This is a genomic window from Micromonospora sp. WMMD737, from assembly GCF_049179055.1.
Classification (GTDB): Bacteria; Actinomycetota; Actinomycetes; order Mycobacteriales; family Micromonosporaceae; genus Micromonospora; species Micromonospora reichwaldensis.
Genome location: NZ_JBMHMH010000001.1, coordinates 1,455,788 through 1,471,517 on the forward strand (window position 1 = coordinate 1,455,788; position 15,730 = coordinate 1,471,517).

Sequence of the window (15,730 nt, forward strand, 5' to 3'; positions counted from 1 at the left end):
GCACCTCAGGCGGCGGCGAGCGCCGGGTCGGGGCGGGTGTCGGCGTCGGCCGGGCGCAGCGCCAGGGCGAGCACGTCGGCGACGTCGGCCAGGGTGTGCACGGTCAGCGCCTCCCGGACCTCGGCGGGCAGGTCGTCGAGGTCCGGCTCGTTGCGGGCCGGGATGATCACCTCGGTCAGGCCGGCCCGGTGGGCGGCGAGCAGCTTCTGCTTCACCCCGCCGATGGGCAGCACCCGGCCGGAGAGGGTCACCTCGCCGGTCATCCCGAACTCGGGGCGCACCGGCCGGCCGCTGGCCAGCGACGCGAGGGCGGTGACCATGGTGATGCCGGCGCTGGGGCCGTCCTTGGGCACCGCGCCCGCCGGCACGTGCAGGTGGATCCGCCGTCCGGCGAGGGCGTTCGGGTCGAGTCCGAGCCGGCGCCCGTTGGAGCGCAGGTACGACAGCGCGATGTGCGCCGACTCCTTCATGACGTCGCCGAGCTGGCCGGTCAGGGTCAGCCCCGGCTCGCCCTCCATGCTGGTGGCCTCGATGAAGAGCACGTCGCCGCCCGCGCCGGTGACGGCCAGGCCGGTGGCCACGCCGGGCACCGCCGTCCGCTCCGCCGATTCCGGGGTGAACTTCGGCCGCCCGAGGTAGGTGGCGAGGTTGCTGGTGTCGACGCGGACCGGCGCCGGGTCGGTCGCCAGGGCCACCGCCACCTTGCGGAGGATCTTCGCCAGCGCCCGTTCGAGCTGCCGTACGCCTGCCTCGCGGGTGTACTCGCCCGCGATTCGGGCGAGGGCGTCGTCGGCGACGGTGATCTCCTCGGCGGTGAGCCCGGCCCGTTCCCGCTGCCGGGGCAGCAGGTGGTCGCGGGCGATGGCGACCTTCTCCTCCTCCGTGTAGCCGTCGAGGGTGACCAGCTCCATCCGGTCCAGCAGCGGGCCGGGGATGGCCTCCACCACGTTGGCGGTGGCCAGGAAGAGCACGTCGGACAGGTCGAGGTCGACCTCGAGGTAGTGGTCGCGGAAGGTGTGGTTCTGCGCCGGGTCGAGCACCTCGAGCAGGGCGGCGGCCGGGTCGCCGGAGTAGCCGGCGGCGAGCTTGTCGACCTCGTCGAGGAGCACGACCGGGTTCATCGAGCCGGCCTCGCGCAGGGCGCGCACGATGCGGCCGGGCAGCGCGCCGACGTAGGTGCGCCGGTGGCCGCGGATCTCGGCCTCGTCGCGGACACCGCCGAGGGACACGCGGACGAAGTTGCGGCCGAGCGCGCGGGCGATCGACTCGCCGAGGCTGGTCTTGCCGACTCCGGGCGGGCCGGCGAGGGCGAGCACCGCGCCGGAGCCCCGGCCGCCGACGACGCCGAGGTTGCGCTCGGCCCGCCGGTTGCGCACGGCGAGGTACTCCAGGACGCGGTCCTTCACGTCGGCCAGGCCGGCGTGGTCGGCGTCGAGCACGGCGCGGGCCGCGGCCAGGTCGGTGTCGTCCTCGGTTCGGGTGCCCCACGGCATCTCCAGCACCGTGTCGAGCCAGGTCCGGATCCAGCCGGCCTCCGGGGAGGCGTCGCTGGCGCGTTCCAGCTTGCCGACCTCGCGCAGCGCCGCCTCGCGGACCTTGTCGGGCAGCTCGGCGGTCTCGACGCGGGCCCGGTAGTCGGCGGAGCCGTCCGGCTCGTCCTCGCCGAGTTCCTTGCGGATGGCGGAGAGTTGCTGGCGCAGCAGGAACTCCCGCTGGGACTTCTCCAGCCCCTCGCGGACGTCGGTGCTGATCTGCTCGGCGATCTCCTGCTCGGCCAGGTGGTCCTTCACCCAGCCGACGAGCAGTTCCAGCCGGGCGGTGACGTCCGGCGCGGCGAGCAGCTCGGTCTTCTGGGCGAGGCTGAGCCAGGACACGTAGCCGGCCGAGTCGGCCAGCTCGGAGAGGTCGGTCATCCGCTCGATGGCGTCGATGACCTGCCAGGCGCCGCGCTGCTGGAGCACAGACGTCATGAGGGCGCGGTACTCGCGGGCTAGTTCGCGGGCGCGGCCGGCGGGGGCGGGTTCGTCGAGTTCGGTCGCCTCGACCCAGAGGGCGGCGCCGGGCCCGGGTACGCCGGAGCCGATCCGGGCGCGGGACAGGCCGCGGATGACGGCGGCCGGTTCGCCGCTGGGCAGCCGGCCGACCTTCTCGATGGTGGCGACCGCGCCGACGGGGCCGTACTCGCCGTCGAGGCGGGGCACGGCGAGCAGCTTGCCCTCGCCGGTGGCGCGGGCCGCGTCGACGGCGGCCTGGGTGGTCGGGTCGAGGGTCACCGGGATGACCATGCCGGGCAGGAGCACGGCGTCGGTCAGGGGAAGTACCGGGAGAGTTGCCATCGAACACCTGCTATCGCGTTGAGTTGAGCGTGTCCAACTCAAGTAACAAATCGTTCCCCTTGTTCCGGGCTGTGACCCAGGCCACCTTCGCCCGTGGGACGGCGCTGCGGGCGCAGCAGCTCGCGCGCCAGGCCGGCGCCCCCGGCAGCCGCCACGGCGAGCGGGATCGCCAGGCAGGTCAGCGCCAGTGCGGCGACGGTCCAGCCCGGCAGGCCGGCCACCGCGGCGACGCCGGTCAGCACGGCGAAGACGAGGAGCTTGCGACGGGTGCGGGTGATCGGGATCGCGACGGACATCGGGATCTCCCCTCCGTACGGGATCAGAGCAGGACGAGCAGGGCGGCGCCGACGGCTGCCGCCGGCACGGTGGTGACGACGGTGGCGAGCGCCGCCGAGTGCCGGCGCAGCGCGGCGAGCGGGATCAGCGCGTCGCCGTCCTGGCTGATCGCGTTGGCGACCAGGGTGGGCAGCGGCAGGCCGCCGCTGACGTACAGGCCGGTGAAGACGATCTGCACCGCGCACCCGGGGATGAGGCCGATGCCGGCGCCGACCAGCACGCCGACGAGCCCGGTGAGGGCGAGCTGGGAGCCGTCGAAGCCCGTCGTGGTGGTCACCACCTGCCAGCCCAGGTACGCCACGGCCACCCAGACGGTGACGAAGGACGCCTCGTGCGCGCTGTGCCGCAGCGTCTCGCGCAGCGAGCGGGGCTGCGCGGTCTCCAGGCTGTCGTCGGCCAGCTTCCCCCGCCCTCCGGCGAAGATCAGGGCCGCGGTGAGCGTGCCGAGCACCCCCAGCGCCAGGTACGGGTCGACGCCCCCGAAGGAGCGGGTCAGCGCGCCCGGGTCGACCAGTTGGAAGACCACCGGCACCGACACCGCGAACGCCGGCGTGGTCAGCCCCCAGAACGCCGTGGACGCCGGCACGCGGGGCAGCAGCCCGCCGAGCAGCCGCCGCGAGCCGGCGAGGTCCGGCCCGCCCACGGCGGCCAGGCCGACCGGCGCGGGCGCGGCGACGACCCGGTGGTTGACCGCGCGGGCCGGGTCGATGCCGAGCGCGTCGACGACGTACCCGGTCACCAGGCCGACCGCGAAGAGCAGCGCGTGGATCTTGAGGGCGAACACGGGGTTCCAGGCGAGCACCACCCACGACGAGTCCCCCATGGTGGCCGCCAGGGCGGCGACCACGGTGCCGAAGGAGACCTTTCCCCGGGCGTACAGGGGCATCAGGATGATCGCCCCGCCGCAGCCGGGACTGACGCCCAGCAGGGCGCCGACCAGCGGACCGAGCCGGGGTCGGCTGGTGAGCCCGTCGGTGATCCGGTCGCCGTGGCGCCAGCGCAGCCAGCCGAAGAGCGCCACCATGACGGCGACGTAGACACCCACCTGCATGAACGCGTCCGCGAGCGGGCGGAGCACGAGTTCGGTCACGGCACACCTCCTCCGGTACGGTGCCGCCGGGCCGTCCGCCGCTCGCGGACGACCCGGCGCGACGGCGTCAGGTGAGCTTGCTCTTGACCTTGTTGACGGCGCCCTTGGCGAGGCCCGGGTTCGTGCCGTAGAGCCGCGGGTCGCCGGGCGGCAGGACCGGTTCGGGCGCGTGCGCGCGCGGGCTGTGGTCGTAGCGGAACTCGCCCTTGCCGTCGGGCGCCGGCCCGGACGCCCAGCGCCCCTCCGACGCGTCGGTGCCCGGCGAGAAGTCCAGGTACGTGTAGCTGAACTGCTCGGTGAACTCCTTGGAGTCCGGGAACGCGTCGGGCACCGGCATCTCCTCCAGGCCGTCCTCCTTGAGCTGCTCGATGGCGGCCATCCACATGTTCTGGTGCATGGTGTCGCGGGCCAGCAGGAAACGGAGCATGTTCTTGACCCCGGGGTCGTCGGTCATGTTGAACAGCCGGGCCACCTGGAGCCGGCCCTGCGCCTCGGCGGTGACGTTGAGCTGGAAGTCCGCCATCAGGTTGCCGCTGGCGGTGATGAAGGCTCCGTTCCAGGGCACGCCATTGCTGTCGGCCGGCAGCGCTCCGCCGCCGCCGTGGATGAAGTGCGCCGGGTTCGACCCGCCGTAGATCGCGCCCACCATCGGGTTGTCGGCGGCGGCCTCCTGCAACGACAGCGGCGCGTTCTCCAGCAGTCGGGTGATCATCGTGGCGATCATCTCGACGTGGCCCATCTCCTCGGTGCCGACATCGAGGAAGAGGTCCTTGTACTTGCCGGGCAGGCGGCAGTTCCAGCCCTGGTAGAGGTACTGGTTGGCGACGGTCATCTCGCCCCACTTGCCGCCCAGGATCTCCTGGAGCCGGCGGGCGAACGCGGCGTCCGGGCCGTCCGGCTTGGCCTCGAACTGCAGATCCTTGATGTGGCTGAACACGTGTCCTCCTCGGTGCCGGTCGGGCTGTCACCGAGGCGGTTCCCGCGACGGCCGGCCCTATCGGGCCAACCGGCGGCCCGGCGGGGTCAACCTGTCGCGGGGAACGCGGGCAGCACCACCTCGAGGGCCACCCCGCGCGGTCGCAGCCGGTGCAGGCGCAGTCGTCCGCCGTCGGCGGCGAGCAGCCGCCGGACGATCCACAGCCCCAGCCCGGAGGCTCCGGCGGCGGGAGCGGGCCGGCGCAGCGCCTCGACGAGGGGCGGGTCGACCCGTCCCTCGTCGGTGACGACGATGCGCAGACCGCAGCGGCCGAGCGCGGCGTGGATGCCGACGCGGCCCTCGGCCGGACCGTGCCGCAGCGCGTTCTCCACCAGGTTGGTCACCACCTGCCGGGTCCGCCGCTGCGGCACCGGGCAGCCCTCGGCCCGCCGCGTCACCCCGGTCAGCCGCCGGTGCGGGGGGACGAGGGCCGCCGCCCCGTGCAGGACCTGCGCCAACGGCGCCGCCGGGTCCGCCGCCGGGGCGAGGGCTGCGGTGCCGGCGGCGGCGTCCCGCAGCAGGCCCTGCAGGTGTACGGCCTGCTCGTGGGCCAGTGCCGTGATGGCGCGCCGGTCGTCGCCGGTGAGGGGGAGCCGCTCGTCGGCGAGCGCCCGGGTGAGCGAGGTGAGGGCGCTGACCGGGGTGCGGAACTCATGGCAGAGCACGCGCAGCAGCAGTTCCGGGTCGGTGTCCAGGGCCGCCGGGTCGGCCGGACCGGGTTCGGGCCCCGTCCACCGGAGCAGCCGCAACGGTCCCCGCCCCCCGTGCCGTCCGCGCATCCGCCCGACCTCCCTCGTTCGGCCGCATGATCGGTACCCGCTCGGGAACGGACCAGGCATGCCCGCTCCCCCCGTCGTCCGGTTGGCCGTCGTGGACGACCACCCGCTGTTCGTCCGCGGGCTGGAACTGCTGCTGCCGGCCACGACCGACGGGCGGGCGGAGGTGGTGGGCTCCACCGGCGACGCCTCGGCCGCCGCCTCGCTGGTCAGTCGCTGCCTGCCCGACCTGGCGCTGGTCGACCTGCACATGCCGCCCCCGGGCGGGATCCGGGCCGTGGCGGCGATCCGGCGCACCACGCCCCGGGTGCGGGTGGTGGCCATGTCGGGCGCGGAGGATCCGGATCCCGCCCTGGAGGCGCTGCGCGCCGGCGCCGAGGCCTTCCTGCCCAAGACCGCCGAGCCGGAGGAGCTGCTGCCCCCGCTGCTGGCCGTCCTCGACGGCTGGGCGGTGCTGCCGGGGCATCTGCTCCGTGCGTTGCTGCGTCCCGGCCGGGCGGCCCCGGTCGATCTGGACGACGAGGAACGGGCGATGCTGCGGGCCATCGCGGCGGGTCGCAGCACCGTCGAGATCGCCGAACGGATGCACGTCTCGGAACGCACCGTGAAGCGGATGACGGCCGCGCTGCTGCGAAAGTTGCGGGTCTCCACCCGGGCCGAGGCGGCGGCGCTCGCCGGTCACGCCGGTCTGCTCGGCGACTGACCCCGGGCTTTGCGCCGAGCCGTTTTCCCGCGATAACGCGACGCGCCGAAATGAGGACGACGCGCATTGTTGCGGATTAGCCGTGGGATACGTCAAACTTTGACCACACCCCGCCCCACACAGGGAGTAATTGACGATGGCGAGAAAAGTAATCACGGTCCTGACCGACGACCTCGACGGTGGAAAGGCCGACCGGACCGTCGAGTTCAGTCTGGACGGCGTGGCATACACCATCGACGTCTCCGACGAGAACGCGGGCGTGCTGCGCAAGGCCCTCGACCCGTACATCAACGCTGGCCGGCGGATCGGTCGCGGAACCGCCGACACCGGGCGGGCACCTCGGCGGGCAGGCACGCCGGGCGGCTCGGGAATGGACCGCGAGCAGAACCGGGCCATCCGGGAATGGGCCACCAAGAACGGCTACAAGATTTCCGAGCGCGGCCGCATCCCGGTCGAGGTCGTGGAGGCGTACAAGAACCGCTGACCGGCGCCGGGCTCACGCTCGGGCTGGTGCGGGGTCACGCTGAGGAATCAGCGCGGCCCCGCCGGTCTTTTCCCACGGCGATCCATTCGCACGACCCACGCCCACCGGCAGGCCCATTCCCGGCCCGCCACGATTGCACTTCGACCATCGGCGGGTCGCCGGGTCGCTTCGGATCGGCCGACAACGGCCCGTTCACCGGCCCGGCGAGCGTGATCATCGCCACGATCACCCCGGCACGCGGCCGGGACGCCGCACTTCCCGGGTGTAATGAGCGACAGCTTTGTCGAGCATTACCGGTGCGGATCTCGGGGGTGGCGGATGACGCGATGGTGGAGCCAGACGGCCGGGGGGTTGCCCCGCGTCTTCTGGTACCTCTGGTCCGCCACGCTGATCAACCGGCTGGGCAGCTTCGTCGCCATCTACCTCGGCGTCTACCTGGTGTCGGTACGCGGCCTCAGTCCCGCGTACGCCGGGATCGTGATCGGGTTGCACGGAGCCGGCAGCGCGGCCGGTGGCGTGCTCGGCGGGATCGTCGCGGACCGGTGGGGACGGCGGCCCGCCATGCTGACCGGAAACGTGACCGCCGCGGCGGCGGCGCTGGCGCTGGGCCTGAGCGGGCACCCCGTGGCGATCGCGGCCCTCACCCTGCTGCTCGGGCTCTGCCTGGGCCTCGCCCGGCCGGCCTTCACGGCGACCGTCATCGACGTGGTGGGCGAACGGGACCGTCTGCGCGCGCTCACGCTGAACTACTGGGCGATCAACATCGGGTTCGCCGTCGCCGCGACCGTGGCCGGCCTGTTGGTCCGGGTCGAGCCGCTGCTGCTGTTCGCGATCAACGCGGCGGTGCTGCTCGGCACCGCCGCGCTGATCGGCCTGACCGTGCCCGAGTCGCGCCCCGCCCCGGTGGCCGTCGCGCAGGTCGCCCGCGTCGACTCCGGCGGGCTCGGCACCGTGCTGCGGGACCGGGTCTTCCTGACCTTCACGGCCCTCACCGGACTGGCCTGGCTCTGCATCGAGAGCAGCGCGATGCTGCCGGTGGCGTTGCAGGCCGACGGGCTTCCGGCGTCGGCGTTCGGGCCGGTCATCGCGGTCAACGGCCTGATGATCGTGCTGGGGCAGCTCTTCGTGCCCCGGCTGATCGGCCGCTTCGACCGGTCCCGCACCGTCGCCGTGGCCGTCGTGGTGATCGGCGCCGGCTTCGCCCTGACCGCACTGGCCGACGCTGTCTGGTTCTACGCGCTCACGGTGGGCGTCTGGACGCTCGGCGAGATGCTGATGACCCCGTCGAACTCGGCGCTGACCGCCGACCTGGCGCCGGCCGCCCAGCGCGGCCGCTACCAGGGCGTCTACTCGCTCGGTCACGCCTTCGCCAGCTTCGCCGGGCCGACGCTGGGCGGCCTGGTCGCCGCCCGGTTCTCCACCGACGTCCTCTGGCTGGGGCTGTTCGGGCTGTCCCTGATGGTGGCCGCCGGCAACCTCCTGGCGGTGCGACCCCGGGCCCGACGGATCACCGCCCTGCGGGCCGCCGCGGCGCCCGCCGCCCCGCGCGAAGCCGCGGCGCTGGCGGGGCCGCGCCGCTGGCGGGGCCGCGCCGCTGGCGGGGCCGCGCCGCTGGCGGGGCCGCGCCGCTGGCGGGGCCGCGCCGCTGGCGGGGCCGCCGGGGTGCGCCCGGACGGCCCCGCAGCGGTCGTCAGCCGACCTGGATGCGCACCACGTCGAAGGCCGGCGTCTGGTTGGCCCGCTCCATCATCGGCACCCGGTGCGAGCCGTCGCCGGCCCAGACCGCGCACTGGGCGGTGCCGGATCCGGGCAGCCCGGGAATCTGGATGGTCACGTCGTCGGGCTCGGCGCCACCACGGCTGTCCTCGGTGGCGACGAAGAACGCCGGCACCTCCTGCGGCTGCGGCGGCTGCCGGAGGCTGCCCAGCATCCGGCAGGCGGTGTGAAAGTGGCCCCGCACCAGGCCCTGCTCGTTGAGCAGCGAGCTCTCCACGTAGTACCCGCCCTGCCCGGCGGCCAGGAAGCGGTCCCGTACGAGGTTGCGGGTGGAGACCCGGAGGGTGAACGGCTGGTTCGACCCGACCCGGTCGGGGAAGTCGGTGATCAGCAGCGACGGATTGTTCGCCGCGGGACCCACCTCGCCGAACGCGGTGCTGACGCAGCGGTTGCCGTTCTGGAAACCGTCGTGCGGCTGCAACCGGCTGTCGTCGCAGTCGTTCGCGATGACTCCCAGCCCGGCCCCGGGCCCACCGTTGTTGCCACCGCCATTGTTGCCGCCACCGTTGTTCCCGCCACCGTTGTTCCCGCCGGTCGGCACCACCTTGCACTCGGCGAGCCGGGCCAGGCCCTGCGGCCGGGGGCCCACCCGGTCGATCGCGATGGTGATCCGCTCCAGCGTCGCCCGGCGCTTGCCGGCCAGCGGCTGGAGGATCGAGGTGCGGACGAACTCCTCGCCCCGCCGGCCCTCGGCGGCCAGCCGCCGGTCCGCCTCGGCGATCTGGGTCTGCAGCAGGCTCAGGTTCCGGTCGACCTCGGCGCGGGCGCGCTCGGGCACCCGCGGCAGCCTGCCGGCCACGTCCGGGCAGGCCACGGCCGAGCCGCCGTTGTCGGCGCCGCCGCCCCGCGTCTGCTCGCACTCGGCGACCGACTGCTGCCCGTCCCCCCAGTGGTTGCGCACCCACCGGCCGTCCTGCCAGGTCCGGCTGGTGCCCCGTCCGCTCGGCGCGGTCGCGCCCGGGCTCGGCTCCACGCAGGCGGCGGAGGCCGGTCGGGTGCTGGTCGGCCGCCGGTCCTCGGCCGACGAGATCTGGGTCACGGCGACGATCCCGCCGAAGACCGCGAGCGTGCCGACGACGGCCAGCAGTCGCTTGCTCCGCGCGCTACCGGATGACCGGCGCGCCCGTGTGGACCTGCGCATCGAATTGCTCTCCTTCGCGATCCGGTAGTTGATCTGAGACCTCGGCGGACCGACGGAATTGAGGGGCGCGCCCGACGGGGGCCGTCGCGGCGAGCCGGTGGCACGTCGATGACCGACGATGCCCTTTCCGCACCGTCTTCCGCGCCGCGCCGCGCGGCGCGGGTGGGGGAGATCCTGTCCGTTCCCGCAGGAGTACGGGACGGCCGCTGCGAAGGTTCAACGCGATTCCGGGAATCCGGACGGGGTCCGGGCGTCGACCGGTGACGCGCGCCGGGCCGGCGAGCCGTGACGTGCGCCGGGCCGGCGGCCGGTGGTGCGCCGGATAAGGGTGGGTCAGTCCGCGCAGAGGTGGGCGAACGCGAAGCCGCCCGTCATCTCGTCGTGCCGGGACTCCAGCCCCCGGATCTCGGCGAGCAACTCGTCCCAGGGCGTCAGGACCGCCTCGGCGGCGTCCAGCGCGCGCAGCCGCTCCCCGACGGCCACCGCCGCCAGGTCCTCGGCCAGGCGCCCCGGATCCACCCCGGCGGAGACGCGCTGCGGGTGCACCGTGACCCGCTCCACCAGGCAGGCGTCGGGGCGCGCACGTACCCAGCTCCACCCCTCGGCGGGCCCGCCCGTCCAGTGCACGTGCAGCCCCCGCACGATCGGGTCGGCCAGCCGCCGCGACACGTACGCCTCGACGGCGGCGGCCCGGGCCAGGGCGCCGAGGTCGTTGACGTGCCCGGTCCGCCCGTCGGGCAGCCGACCGAGGATGTCGCGGAAGCCGACCGGGGGCACCCCCGTGTCGTCGGGCTCCCCCGCGCCGAGGGCCGCGTACGCGCGCGCGTCGATCACGTACGCCACGATCCGGCGCCCGTGCTCCCCGGCCCGCAGCGTCGGCGACCCGATCCGCAGCACCGCCAGGCCGACCGCCTCGGCGACCGCGTTCTTCAGCCGCTCGACCCGCTGCGCGGCGGAGCCGGGGGCCGCGACGGGGCCGACCTCGACGGCGAAGACCGGCCGGGCCGTGTCGGCGGCGCAGACGACGAGGTCGTAGCCCTCCCGGCTGGCCGTGCTCCACTGGTTGCCGGTGACGCCCGGCGGACGCCCCTGCACCAGCTCGCCGAGCCGGCAGGGACCGTGCACGAGCTGGCCGCCCCGGGCGAGCAGCGGGCCGCGCCCACCGTCCCCGGCAACCGCGCGCAACCAGGAGCCGCCCCCACCACCGGTGCTCGTCATCCGCCTGATCCGTCCGTCCCGCCGCCGATCGAGGCCGACGCGTCGGCCGGGGCGAGTCTAGGCCGTCGATCATGACCGGCGCGCCGGTGGTGCCCCCGGGCCGTCGGCCCGCAATTCGCTTGAGCTCGCCCGCCCGCGCCGGTGGGATGGGTGGGTGAGCGTCTTCCTGGGCACCGAGCGGCTGGTGCTGCGCGAGTTCACCGCCGACGACGCCGACCTGCTCGTCGAGCTGGACGGCGACCCCGAGGTGATGCGGTACCTCACCGGCGGGCGCCCCACCCCGCCGGAGGCGGTCCGGGAGCGCGTCCTGCCCCGGATCCTGGCCCACTACCGGCGACCGCCGGGACTCGGGTGGTGGGCGGCGCTGGGTCGGGGCTCGGGCGATTTCCTGGGCTGGTTCGAGTTCCGCCCGACCCGCGACGGCGACGCCCGCGAGGTGGAGCTGGGCTACCGGCTGCGCCGGTCCGCCTGGGGCGTCGGCCTCGCCACCGAGGGCTGCCGGGCGCTCATCGACGAGGGCTTCACCGCGCTCGGCGTGCAGCGGGTCACCGCGAACACCATGTCCGTCAACGCCGCGTCGCGTCGGGTGATGGAGAAGTCCGGGCTACGGCTCGTGCGGACGTACGTCGGGGACTGGCCGGAGCTGATCGACGGCGCGGAGCACGGCGAGGTGGAGTACGCGCTGACCCGGCAGCGGTGGCTGCGCCGCGACGCCGGCTAGGCGCGGCGGGAGCCGGCTGTCACTCCGCGCCCATCACCAGGCCCTCGATGGTGTGTTTCTGCCGGATCGGCGTCAGGGCGTCGACCACCGGGCAGGGCAGGTGGGCGCGCACCTGCTCGGGCAGGCCCGCCCAGTACCCCCGGGTGACCGCCATGTCGTGGTGCGCGGCGTTGCCCGCTCCCGGCGCGTCGACGCCGAGCACCAGCACCGGGCGGGACAGGGTGGAGACGTTCGGCGTGCCGCGGTGGATGGTCAGCGCGGACCGGGCGGAGATGTCGCCGCGCCGCGGATACGTGCGGACGGCCCGCTGGGAACATCTGGTGCTCGAAGTCGCGCCCGTCGTCCCACTGGGTGCCCGGGGCGCCGCAAGGGACGCCCGGGTCGCCACCCCCGCCACGGGTCGGGGCATGATCGACCGGTACGCCGGTGGTCGGCGCACGGGACCGGGGAGGTACGCGGGATGCGGGTCGTGTCGCTGGTGCCGTCGCTGACCGAGGCCGTCGCCCTGACCCTGCCGGGTCTGCTGGTCGGCGCCACCGACTGGTGCACCCACCCGGCCGGGCTGGACGTGGCGCGGGTCGGCGGGAGCAAGTACCCGGACCTGGACCGGGTACTTGCGCTGCGCCCCGACCTGGTCCTGCTCAACGTCGAGGAGAACCGCCGCGAGGACGCCGACGCGCTGACCGCCGCCGGCGTGCCGGTGCGGGTGACCTATCCGCGTACCGTCGACGAGGCGCTGACCGAGCTGGGTGACCTGCTCCGCGACCTGGGCGCCCCGGCCGAACCGGAGTGGCTCGCCGGGGCCCGCGGGGCGTGGGCCGGGCTGCCCACCGCCCGACCGTCCCGCCGGGCGGTGGTGCCGGTCTGGCGGCGACCGTGGGTAGTGCTGGGCGCCGACACCTTCGCCGGTGACGTGCTACGCCGGCTCGGCGTCGCCAACGCGTACGCCGACGACGTCGAGCGCTATCCCCGGCCGAGCCTCGACGCGCTGCGCGCCCGCGCGCCGGAGCTGGTGGTGCTGCCCGACGAGCCGTACCGCTTCACCGCCGACGACGGGCCGGAGGCGTTCCCCGGCGTCCCCTGCGCCCTGCTCTCCGGCAGGCACCTGACCTGGTACGGCCCGTCGCTCGCCGAAGCGCCCGCCGTGCTCTCCGCCCAGCTCGCCGATTCGGTCGTGCACCCGGGCTGACCGCCGCCGCCCCACCGCGACCGGTCACCCGCCCGCGCGCCGGCGCCGTTCCCGACGGGCGTCGACCATGCTCCACCCGATCGCGACCGACAGCGTCAGCACCACCACCGCGAGGGTCGACCAGACGGGCAGCTTCCCGACCGGGGTCTCGGCCAGGATCAGCTTCGCCCCGGCGAAGGCCAGCAGGAAGGCCAGCCCGTACCGCAGGTAGCCGAAGTGCCGCAGCAGCCCCGCCAGGCAGAAGTAGAGGCTGCGCAGGCCGAGCACGGCGAACGCGGTCGCCGTCCAGACGAGGAACGTGTCGGTGGTGATGGCCAGGATCGCCGCCACCGAGTCGATCGCGAAGACCACGTCGGTGGCCTCGATCGCGACCAGCGCCACCAGCAGCAGGGTGGCCCTGCGCCGGCCGTCGACCCGGACGGTGAACCGGCCGCCGTGGTAGCCCGGCTCCGTGGGCACCAGCCGCCGGAACGCCCGCACCACGACGTTGCGGTCGGGGTCGACGTCCGGCTCGCCGCGTACCGCGAGTCGCCACCCCGTCCAGATGAGGAAGGCACCGAGCACGACGCCGGCCCAGGTGAGCCGCTCCAGCAGTTCGGCGCCGGCGAAGATGAAGGCCAGCCGGAACGCGAGCGCGCCGAGGACCCCCCAGAAGAGCACCTTGTGTTGGTACGCGGCCGGCACCCGGAAGTACCCGAACAGCAGCGCGAAGACGAAGACGTTGTCGACGGAGAGCGCCTTCTCCAGCAGGTAGCCGGAGAAGTACGCCGCGGCCGGCTCGCCGCCCCGCCACAGCCAGACGACCAGGCCGAAGGCGAGCCCCGCGGTGATCCAGACGGCGCTCCACAGCAGCGCCTCGCGCAGCTCGATGACGTGGTTGTCGCGGTGGGATAGCAGGTCCACGGCGAGCATGACGGCGATGACCGCGCCCACCGCCGCCCAGGCCCACAGGGGAGCCGCGAACGTCGCCTCGTCCACCCGGCGTCCTCCGCATCCCCGACGGCGGCTCCGCTCCCGCCGCGCGGCCCGGTCCGGCTCGCGCGGTCCCCGACGGCCTGCGGCGCGGACACGCCCCCAACGGCCGGCGGCGAGCGGTGCGCCCTCGGCGGCCCGGCGGCGGGCCCGGAGCGCGTCCCGATCCCGAGCCTAGGCGAGCCGCCCAGCGGCCGGCGGCGGTCCGGGCAAGTCGGAGCCGTCGACGGGACGGTTCGACGCCCCGGCGGGCCGGACAGTTCGCGCCGCCGGAAGGCCCGGTCCGCCCCGGGTTTCAGGCCCGCCCGGCCCCCGGCCGCCCGGCCCGCCCGGACGTCAGGCGGGCCGGGCGGGCCAGGACGTCAGGCCACCGGAGCGATCCGGGCCGGGTCCAGTTCGGCGAGCGCGGTGTCGTCGACGTCGTAGGCGAGGGTGCTGGTCACCCGGACCACGCCGCTGACCTGCCCCGCGAGCCGGACCGCCAGCTCGACGGCGCTGCGCCGGTCCAACCGGCCGTCGAGCGTCACCTCACCCCCGCGCACCCGGACGGTGACCAGCCCGTCCCGCACCGCAAGCACCCGGCGCAGCACCTCCTGCACGACGTCCTCGCGGATCTCCGCGTCGGTGCGCAGGTGCACCCGCAGCAGGTCGCCGCGCGTGACGATGCCGACGAGCCGGCCCAGGTCGTCGAGCACCGGCAGCCGCTTGACCGACTCCCGGTCCATCTGCCGGGCGGCGGCGGAGATCGTCGCCTCCGGCCAGGTCGCCACCGCCGGGGCGGTCATCAGGTCACGCGCCAGCAGCGCGTCGGCCTTCTCCCGGGCGGTGCGGCGTCGTCGCCCCTCGAAGACCCGCCGCTCGTCCGGGTGGCCGGCCCGCTCGACCTTGTGCAGCAGGTCCGACTCGGAGACCACGCCGAGGACCCGGCGGGAGCCGTCCACGACGGGCACCCCGCTGATGCCCCGCCGGACCAACGCGTCGACGATCTCCCGGTAGGGGGTCTGCTCCCCCACCGTCGTCACCTTTCGGGTCATCACGTCGCCCACCTGCCACGTCCTCATCACGACCTCCCTGTCGTTCCCCACCGCGACGCTACGGCCGCGGCGGGCCGCCGGGTCAGGGCCGCCGGACCGGACCGGCACGGCCGTACGGACCGGTGCGGGAGGGGTCCAAGGTCCCGGTCCGGTGGGGCCCGGTCGGCCCTGCCCACCCGGCGGCGGCGGGCGTCCAATGGAGATGCCACCGGAAAGCGCGGTGCGAGGCACACGAAGGGACGTGGAGACAATGGCCGCGACGATCGAGCGCACCACCGTCGGGACCGACGCTGCGGTGGCGGATACCCGGCACGTCGGCGAGACCCCCAGGGAACGGGCCGCGCGGTACGTCTTCGCCGGCATCCGGATCGCCCTCGGGTGGACCTTCCTCTGGGCGTTCCTGGACAAGGTCTTCGGTCTGGGGTTCGCCACCGAGGCGAAGAACGCCTGGATCAACGGCGGCAGCCCCACCAAGGGCTTCCTGACCTTCGGCGCGGCCGGCCCGTTCGCGGACTTCTACCAGGGCATCGCCGGGGCCGCCTGGGCGGACGTGCTCTTCATGGCCGGCCTGGCCGCGATCGGCGTCGCGCTGCTGCTCGGCATCGGGATGCGGATCGCCGCCGTCGCGGGAGCGGTGCTCTACGTGATGATGTGGACGGTCGTACTACCCCCCGAGAACAACCCCTTCATGGACGAGCACCTGATCAACGCGGCGCTGCTGGTCGGTCTCGCACTGGTCAACGCCGGCGCGACCCTCGGCCTGGGCGCGACGTGGGCGAAGCTCGCGATCGTGCAGCGGTTCCCCTGGCTGCGGTGACCCGGCGCGGCATCTCCCGCTCGGCGGGCGTCACCACCCGGTGACGCCCGCTTCGGCGTGCCCACCGCGTCACGCCGTCGCTCCGAGGGCCGGCCGCGACGTGTGTGTCGGGACCGCCATGCATCGGCCGGACGCCATCGGGCAGGATCTCGGGTGACGGA

Annotated in this window: 15 protein-coding genes and 1 pseudogene; 6 read left to right on the forward strand and 10 right to left on the reverse strand. The window is 74.6% G+C overall.

Annotation, left to right across the window (positions count from 1 at the left end; genetic code table 11):
- Positions 1-5: 5 nt before the first annotated feature.
- The 5 genes from lon to ACN27A_RS05670 form a co-directional block, all read right to left on the reverse strand.
- A complete protein-coding gene (gene lon, locus ACN27A_RS05650; protein ID WP_421450214.1) occupies positions 6-2,336 on the reverse strand; it encodes an endopeptidase La in 2,331 nt (776 codons plus the stop codon).
- Positions 2,337-2,374: 38 nt separating this feature from the next.
- Positions 2,375-2,632 carry a hypothetical protein gene (locus ACN27A_RS05655; protein ID WP_421450215.1) on the reverse strand — a complete coding sequence of 86 codons (258 nt, stop codon included), beginning with the start codon at positions 2,630-2,632 and terminating at the stop codon, positions 2,375-2,377.
- 23 nt (positions 2,633-2,655) lie between these two features.
- Complete coding sequence (locus tag ACN27A_RS05660) at positions 2,656-3,762, reverse strand: putative manganese transporter (protein ID WP_421450216.1); 1,107 nt, start codon at positions 3,760-3,762, stop codon at positions 2,656-2,658.
- A 67-nt stretch (positions 3,763-3,829) separates the two neighbouring features.
- On the reverse strand, positions 3,830-4,699 hold the full coding sequence (locus tag ACN27A_RS05665; RefSeq protein ID WP_421450217.1) for a manganese catalase family protein: 870 nt from the start codon (positions 4,697-4,699) through the stop codon (positions 3,830-3,832).
- 86 nt (positions 4,700-4,785) lie between these two features.
- The gene (locus ACN27A_RS05670; RefSeq protein WP_421450218.1) at positions 4,786-5,517 is read right to left on the reverse strand and encodes a sensor histidine kinase; all 732 of its coding nucleotides are present in this window, start codon (positions 5,515-5,517) and stop codon (positions 4,786-4,788) included.
- A gap of 58 nt (positions 5,518-5,575) precedes the next feature.
- Between ACN27A_RS05670 and ACN27A_RS05675 the strand changes: the two genes are divergently transcribed.
- The 3 genes and pseudogenes from ACN27A_RS05675 to ACN27A_RS05685 form a co-directional block, all read left to right on the forward strand.
- Positions 5,576-6,217 carry a response regulator transcription factor gene (locus ACN27A_RS05675; RefSeq protein WP_421450219.1) on the forward strand — a complete coding sequence of 214 codons (642 nt, stop codon included), beginning with the start codon at positions 5,576-5,578 and terminating at the stop codon, positions 6,215-6,217.
- A gap of 136 nt (positions 6,218-6,353) precedes the next feature.
- Positions 6,354-6,701 (forward strand): histone-like nucleoid-structuring protein Lsr2, encoded by a 348-nt coding sequence (locus tag ACN27A_RS05680; protein WP_132234604.1) that lies wholly within the window; start codon positions 6,354-6,356, stop codon positions 6,699-6,701.
- A 318-nt stretch (positions 6,702-7,019) separates the two neighbouring features.
- Positions 7,020-8,234 (forward strand): annotated as a pseudogene (locus tag ACN27A_RS05685) (MFS transporter); the annotation flags it as partial.
- Positions 8,235-8,391: 157 nt separating this feature from the next.
- Here ACN27A_RS05685 and ACN27A_RS05690 read toward each other — a convergent pair.
- Together ACN27A_RS05690 and ACN27A_RS05695 are read right to left on the reverse strand one after the other, a co-directional pair.
- Positions 8,392-9,618, reverse strand: coding sequence for a hypothetical protein (locus ACN27A_RS05690; protein WP_421450220.1), 1,227 nt, complete (start codon positions 9,616-9,618; stop codon positions 8,392-8,394).
- A 333-nt stretch (positions 9,619-9,951) separates the two neighbouring features.
- Positions 9,952-10,836, reverse strand: coding sequence for a hypothetical protein (locus tag ACN27A_RS05695; protein WP_421450221.1), 885 nt, complete (start codon positions 10,834-10,836; stop codon positions 9,952-9,954).
- 154 nt (positions 10,837-10,990) lie between these two features.
- Here ACN27A_RS05695 and ACN27A_RS05700 point away from each other — a divergent pair, with 154 nt between their 5' ends.
- Positions 10,991-11,557, forward strand: a complete 567-nt coding sequence (locus ACN27A_RS05700; protein WP_421450222.1) for a GNAT family N-acetyltransferase — start codon at positions 10,991-10,993, stop codon at positions 11,555-11,557.
- Positions 11,558-11,576: 19 nt separating this feature from the next.
- On the opposite strand, the gene ACN27A_RS05705 is transcribed toward ACN27A_RS05700, so the two are convergent.
- Positions 11,577-11,966, reverse strand: coding sequence for a hypothetical protein (locus ACN27A_RS05705; protein WP_421450223.1), 390 nt, complete (start codon positions 11,964-11,966; stop codon positions 11,577-11,579).
- A gap of 51 nt (positions 11,967-12,017) precedes the next feature.
- Between ACN27A_RS05705 and ACN27A_RS05710 the strand changes: the two genes are divergently transcribed.
- Positions 12,018-12,746, forward strand: a complete 729-nt coding sequence (locus tag ACN27A_RS05710; RefSeq protein ID WP_421450224.1) for a helical backbone metal receptor — start codon at positions 12,018-12,020, stop codon at positions 12,744-12,746.
- Between the two features lie 24 nt (positions 12,747-12,770).
- On the opposite strand, the gene ACN27A_RS05715 is transcribed toward ACN27A_RS05710, so the two are convergent.
- Positions 12,771-13,724 (reverse strand): TerC family protein, encoded by a 954-nt coding sequence (locus ACN27A_RS05715; RefSeq protein ID WP_421450225.1) that lies wholly within the window; start codon positions 13,722-13,724, stop codon positions 12,771-12,773.
- A 356-nt stretch (positions 13,725-14,080) separates the two neighbouring features.
- A complete protein-coding gene (locus ACN27A_RS05720) occupies positions 14,081-14,779 on the reverse strand; it encodes a CBS domain-containing protein (RefSeq protein ID WP_421450226.1) in 699 nt (232 codons plus the stop codon).
- Between the two features lie 214 nt (positions 14,780-14,993).
- Here ACN27A_RS05720 and ACN27A_RS05725 point away from each other — a divergent pair, with 214 nt between their 5' ends.
- Positions 14,994-15,569, forward strand: a complete 576-nt coding sequence (locus ACN27A_RS05725) for a hypothetical protein (protein ID WP_421450227.1) — start codon at positions 14,994-14,996, stop codon at positions 15,567-15,569.
- The last annotated feature ends 161 nt before the right edge of the window (positions 15,570-15,730 follow it).

What these genes read in the sequence shown, in the direction of transcription:
- ACN27A_RS05680 (WP_132234604.1), top strand. Translation starts at nt 6,354, where the DNA reads ATGGCGAGAAAAGTAATCACGGTCCTGACCGACGACCTCGACGGTGGA.
- ACN27A_RS05695 (WP_421450221.1), bottom strand. Translation starts at nt 10,836, where the DNA reads ATGACGAGCACCGGTGGTGGGGGCGGCTCCTGGTTGCGCGCGGTTGCC.
- ACN27A_RS05705 (WP_421450223.1), bottom strand. Translation starts at nt 11,966, where the DNA reads ATGCCCCGACCCGTGGCGGGGGTGGCGACCCGGGCGTCCCTTGCGGCG.
- ACN27A_RS05720 (WP_421450226.1), bottom strand. Translation starts at nt 14,779, where the DNA reads ATGAGGACGTGGCAGGTGGGCGACGTGATGACCCGAAAGGTGACGACG.
- ACN27A_RS05690 (WP_421450220.1), bottom strand. Translation starts at nt 9,618, where the DNA reads ATGCGCAGGTCCACACGGGCGCGCCGGTCATCCGGTAGCGCGCGGAGC.
- ACN27A_RS05670 (WP_421450218.1), bottom strand. Translation starts at nt 5,517, where the DNA reads ATGCGCGGACGGCACGGGGGGCGGGGACCGTTGCGGCTGCTCCGGTGG.
- lon (WP_421450214.1), bottom strand. Translation starts at nt 2,336, where the DNA reads ATGGCAACTCTCCCGGTACTTCCCCTGACCGACGCCGTGCTCCTGCCC.
- ACN27A_RS05710 (WP_421450224.1), top strand. Translation starts at nt 12,018, where the DNA reads ATGCGGGTCGTGTCGCTGGTGCCGTCGCTGACCGAGGCCGTCGCCCTG.
- ACN27A_RS05675 (WP_421450219.1), top strand. Translation starts at nt 5,576, where the DNA reads ATGCCCGCTCCCCCCGTCGTCCGGTTGGCCGTCGTGGACGACCACCCG.
- ACN27A_RS05655 (WP_421450215.1), bottom strand. Translation starts at nt 2,632, where the DNA reads ATGTCCGTCGCGATCCCGATCACCCGCACCCGTCGCAAGCTCCTCGTC.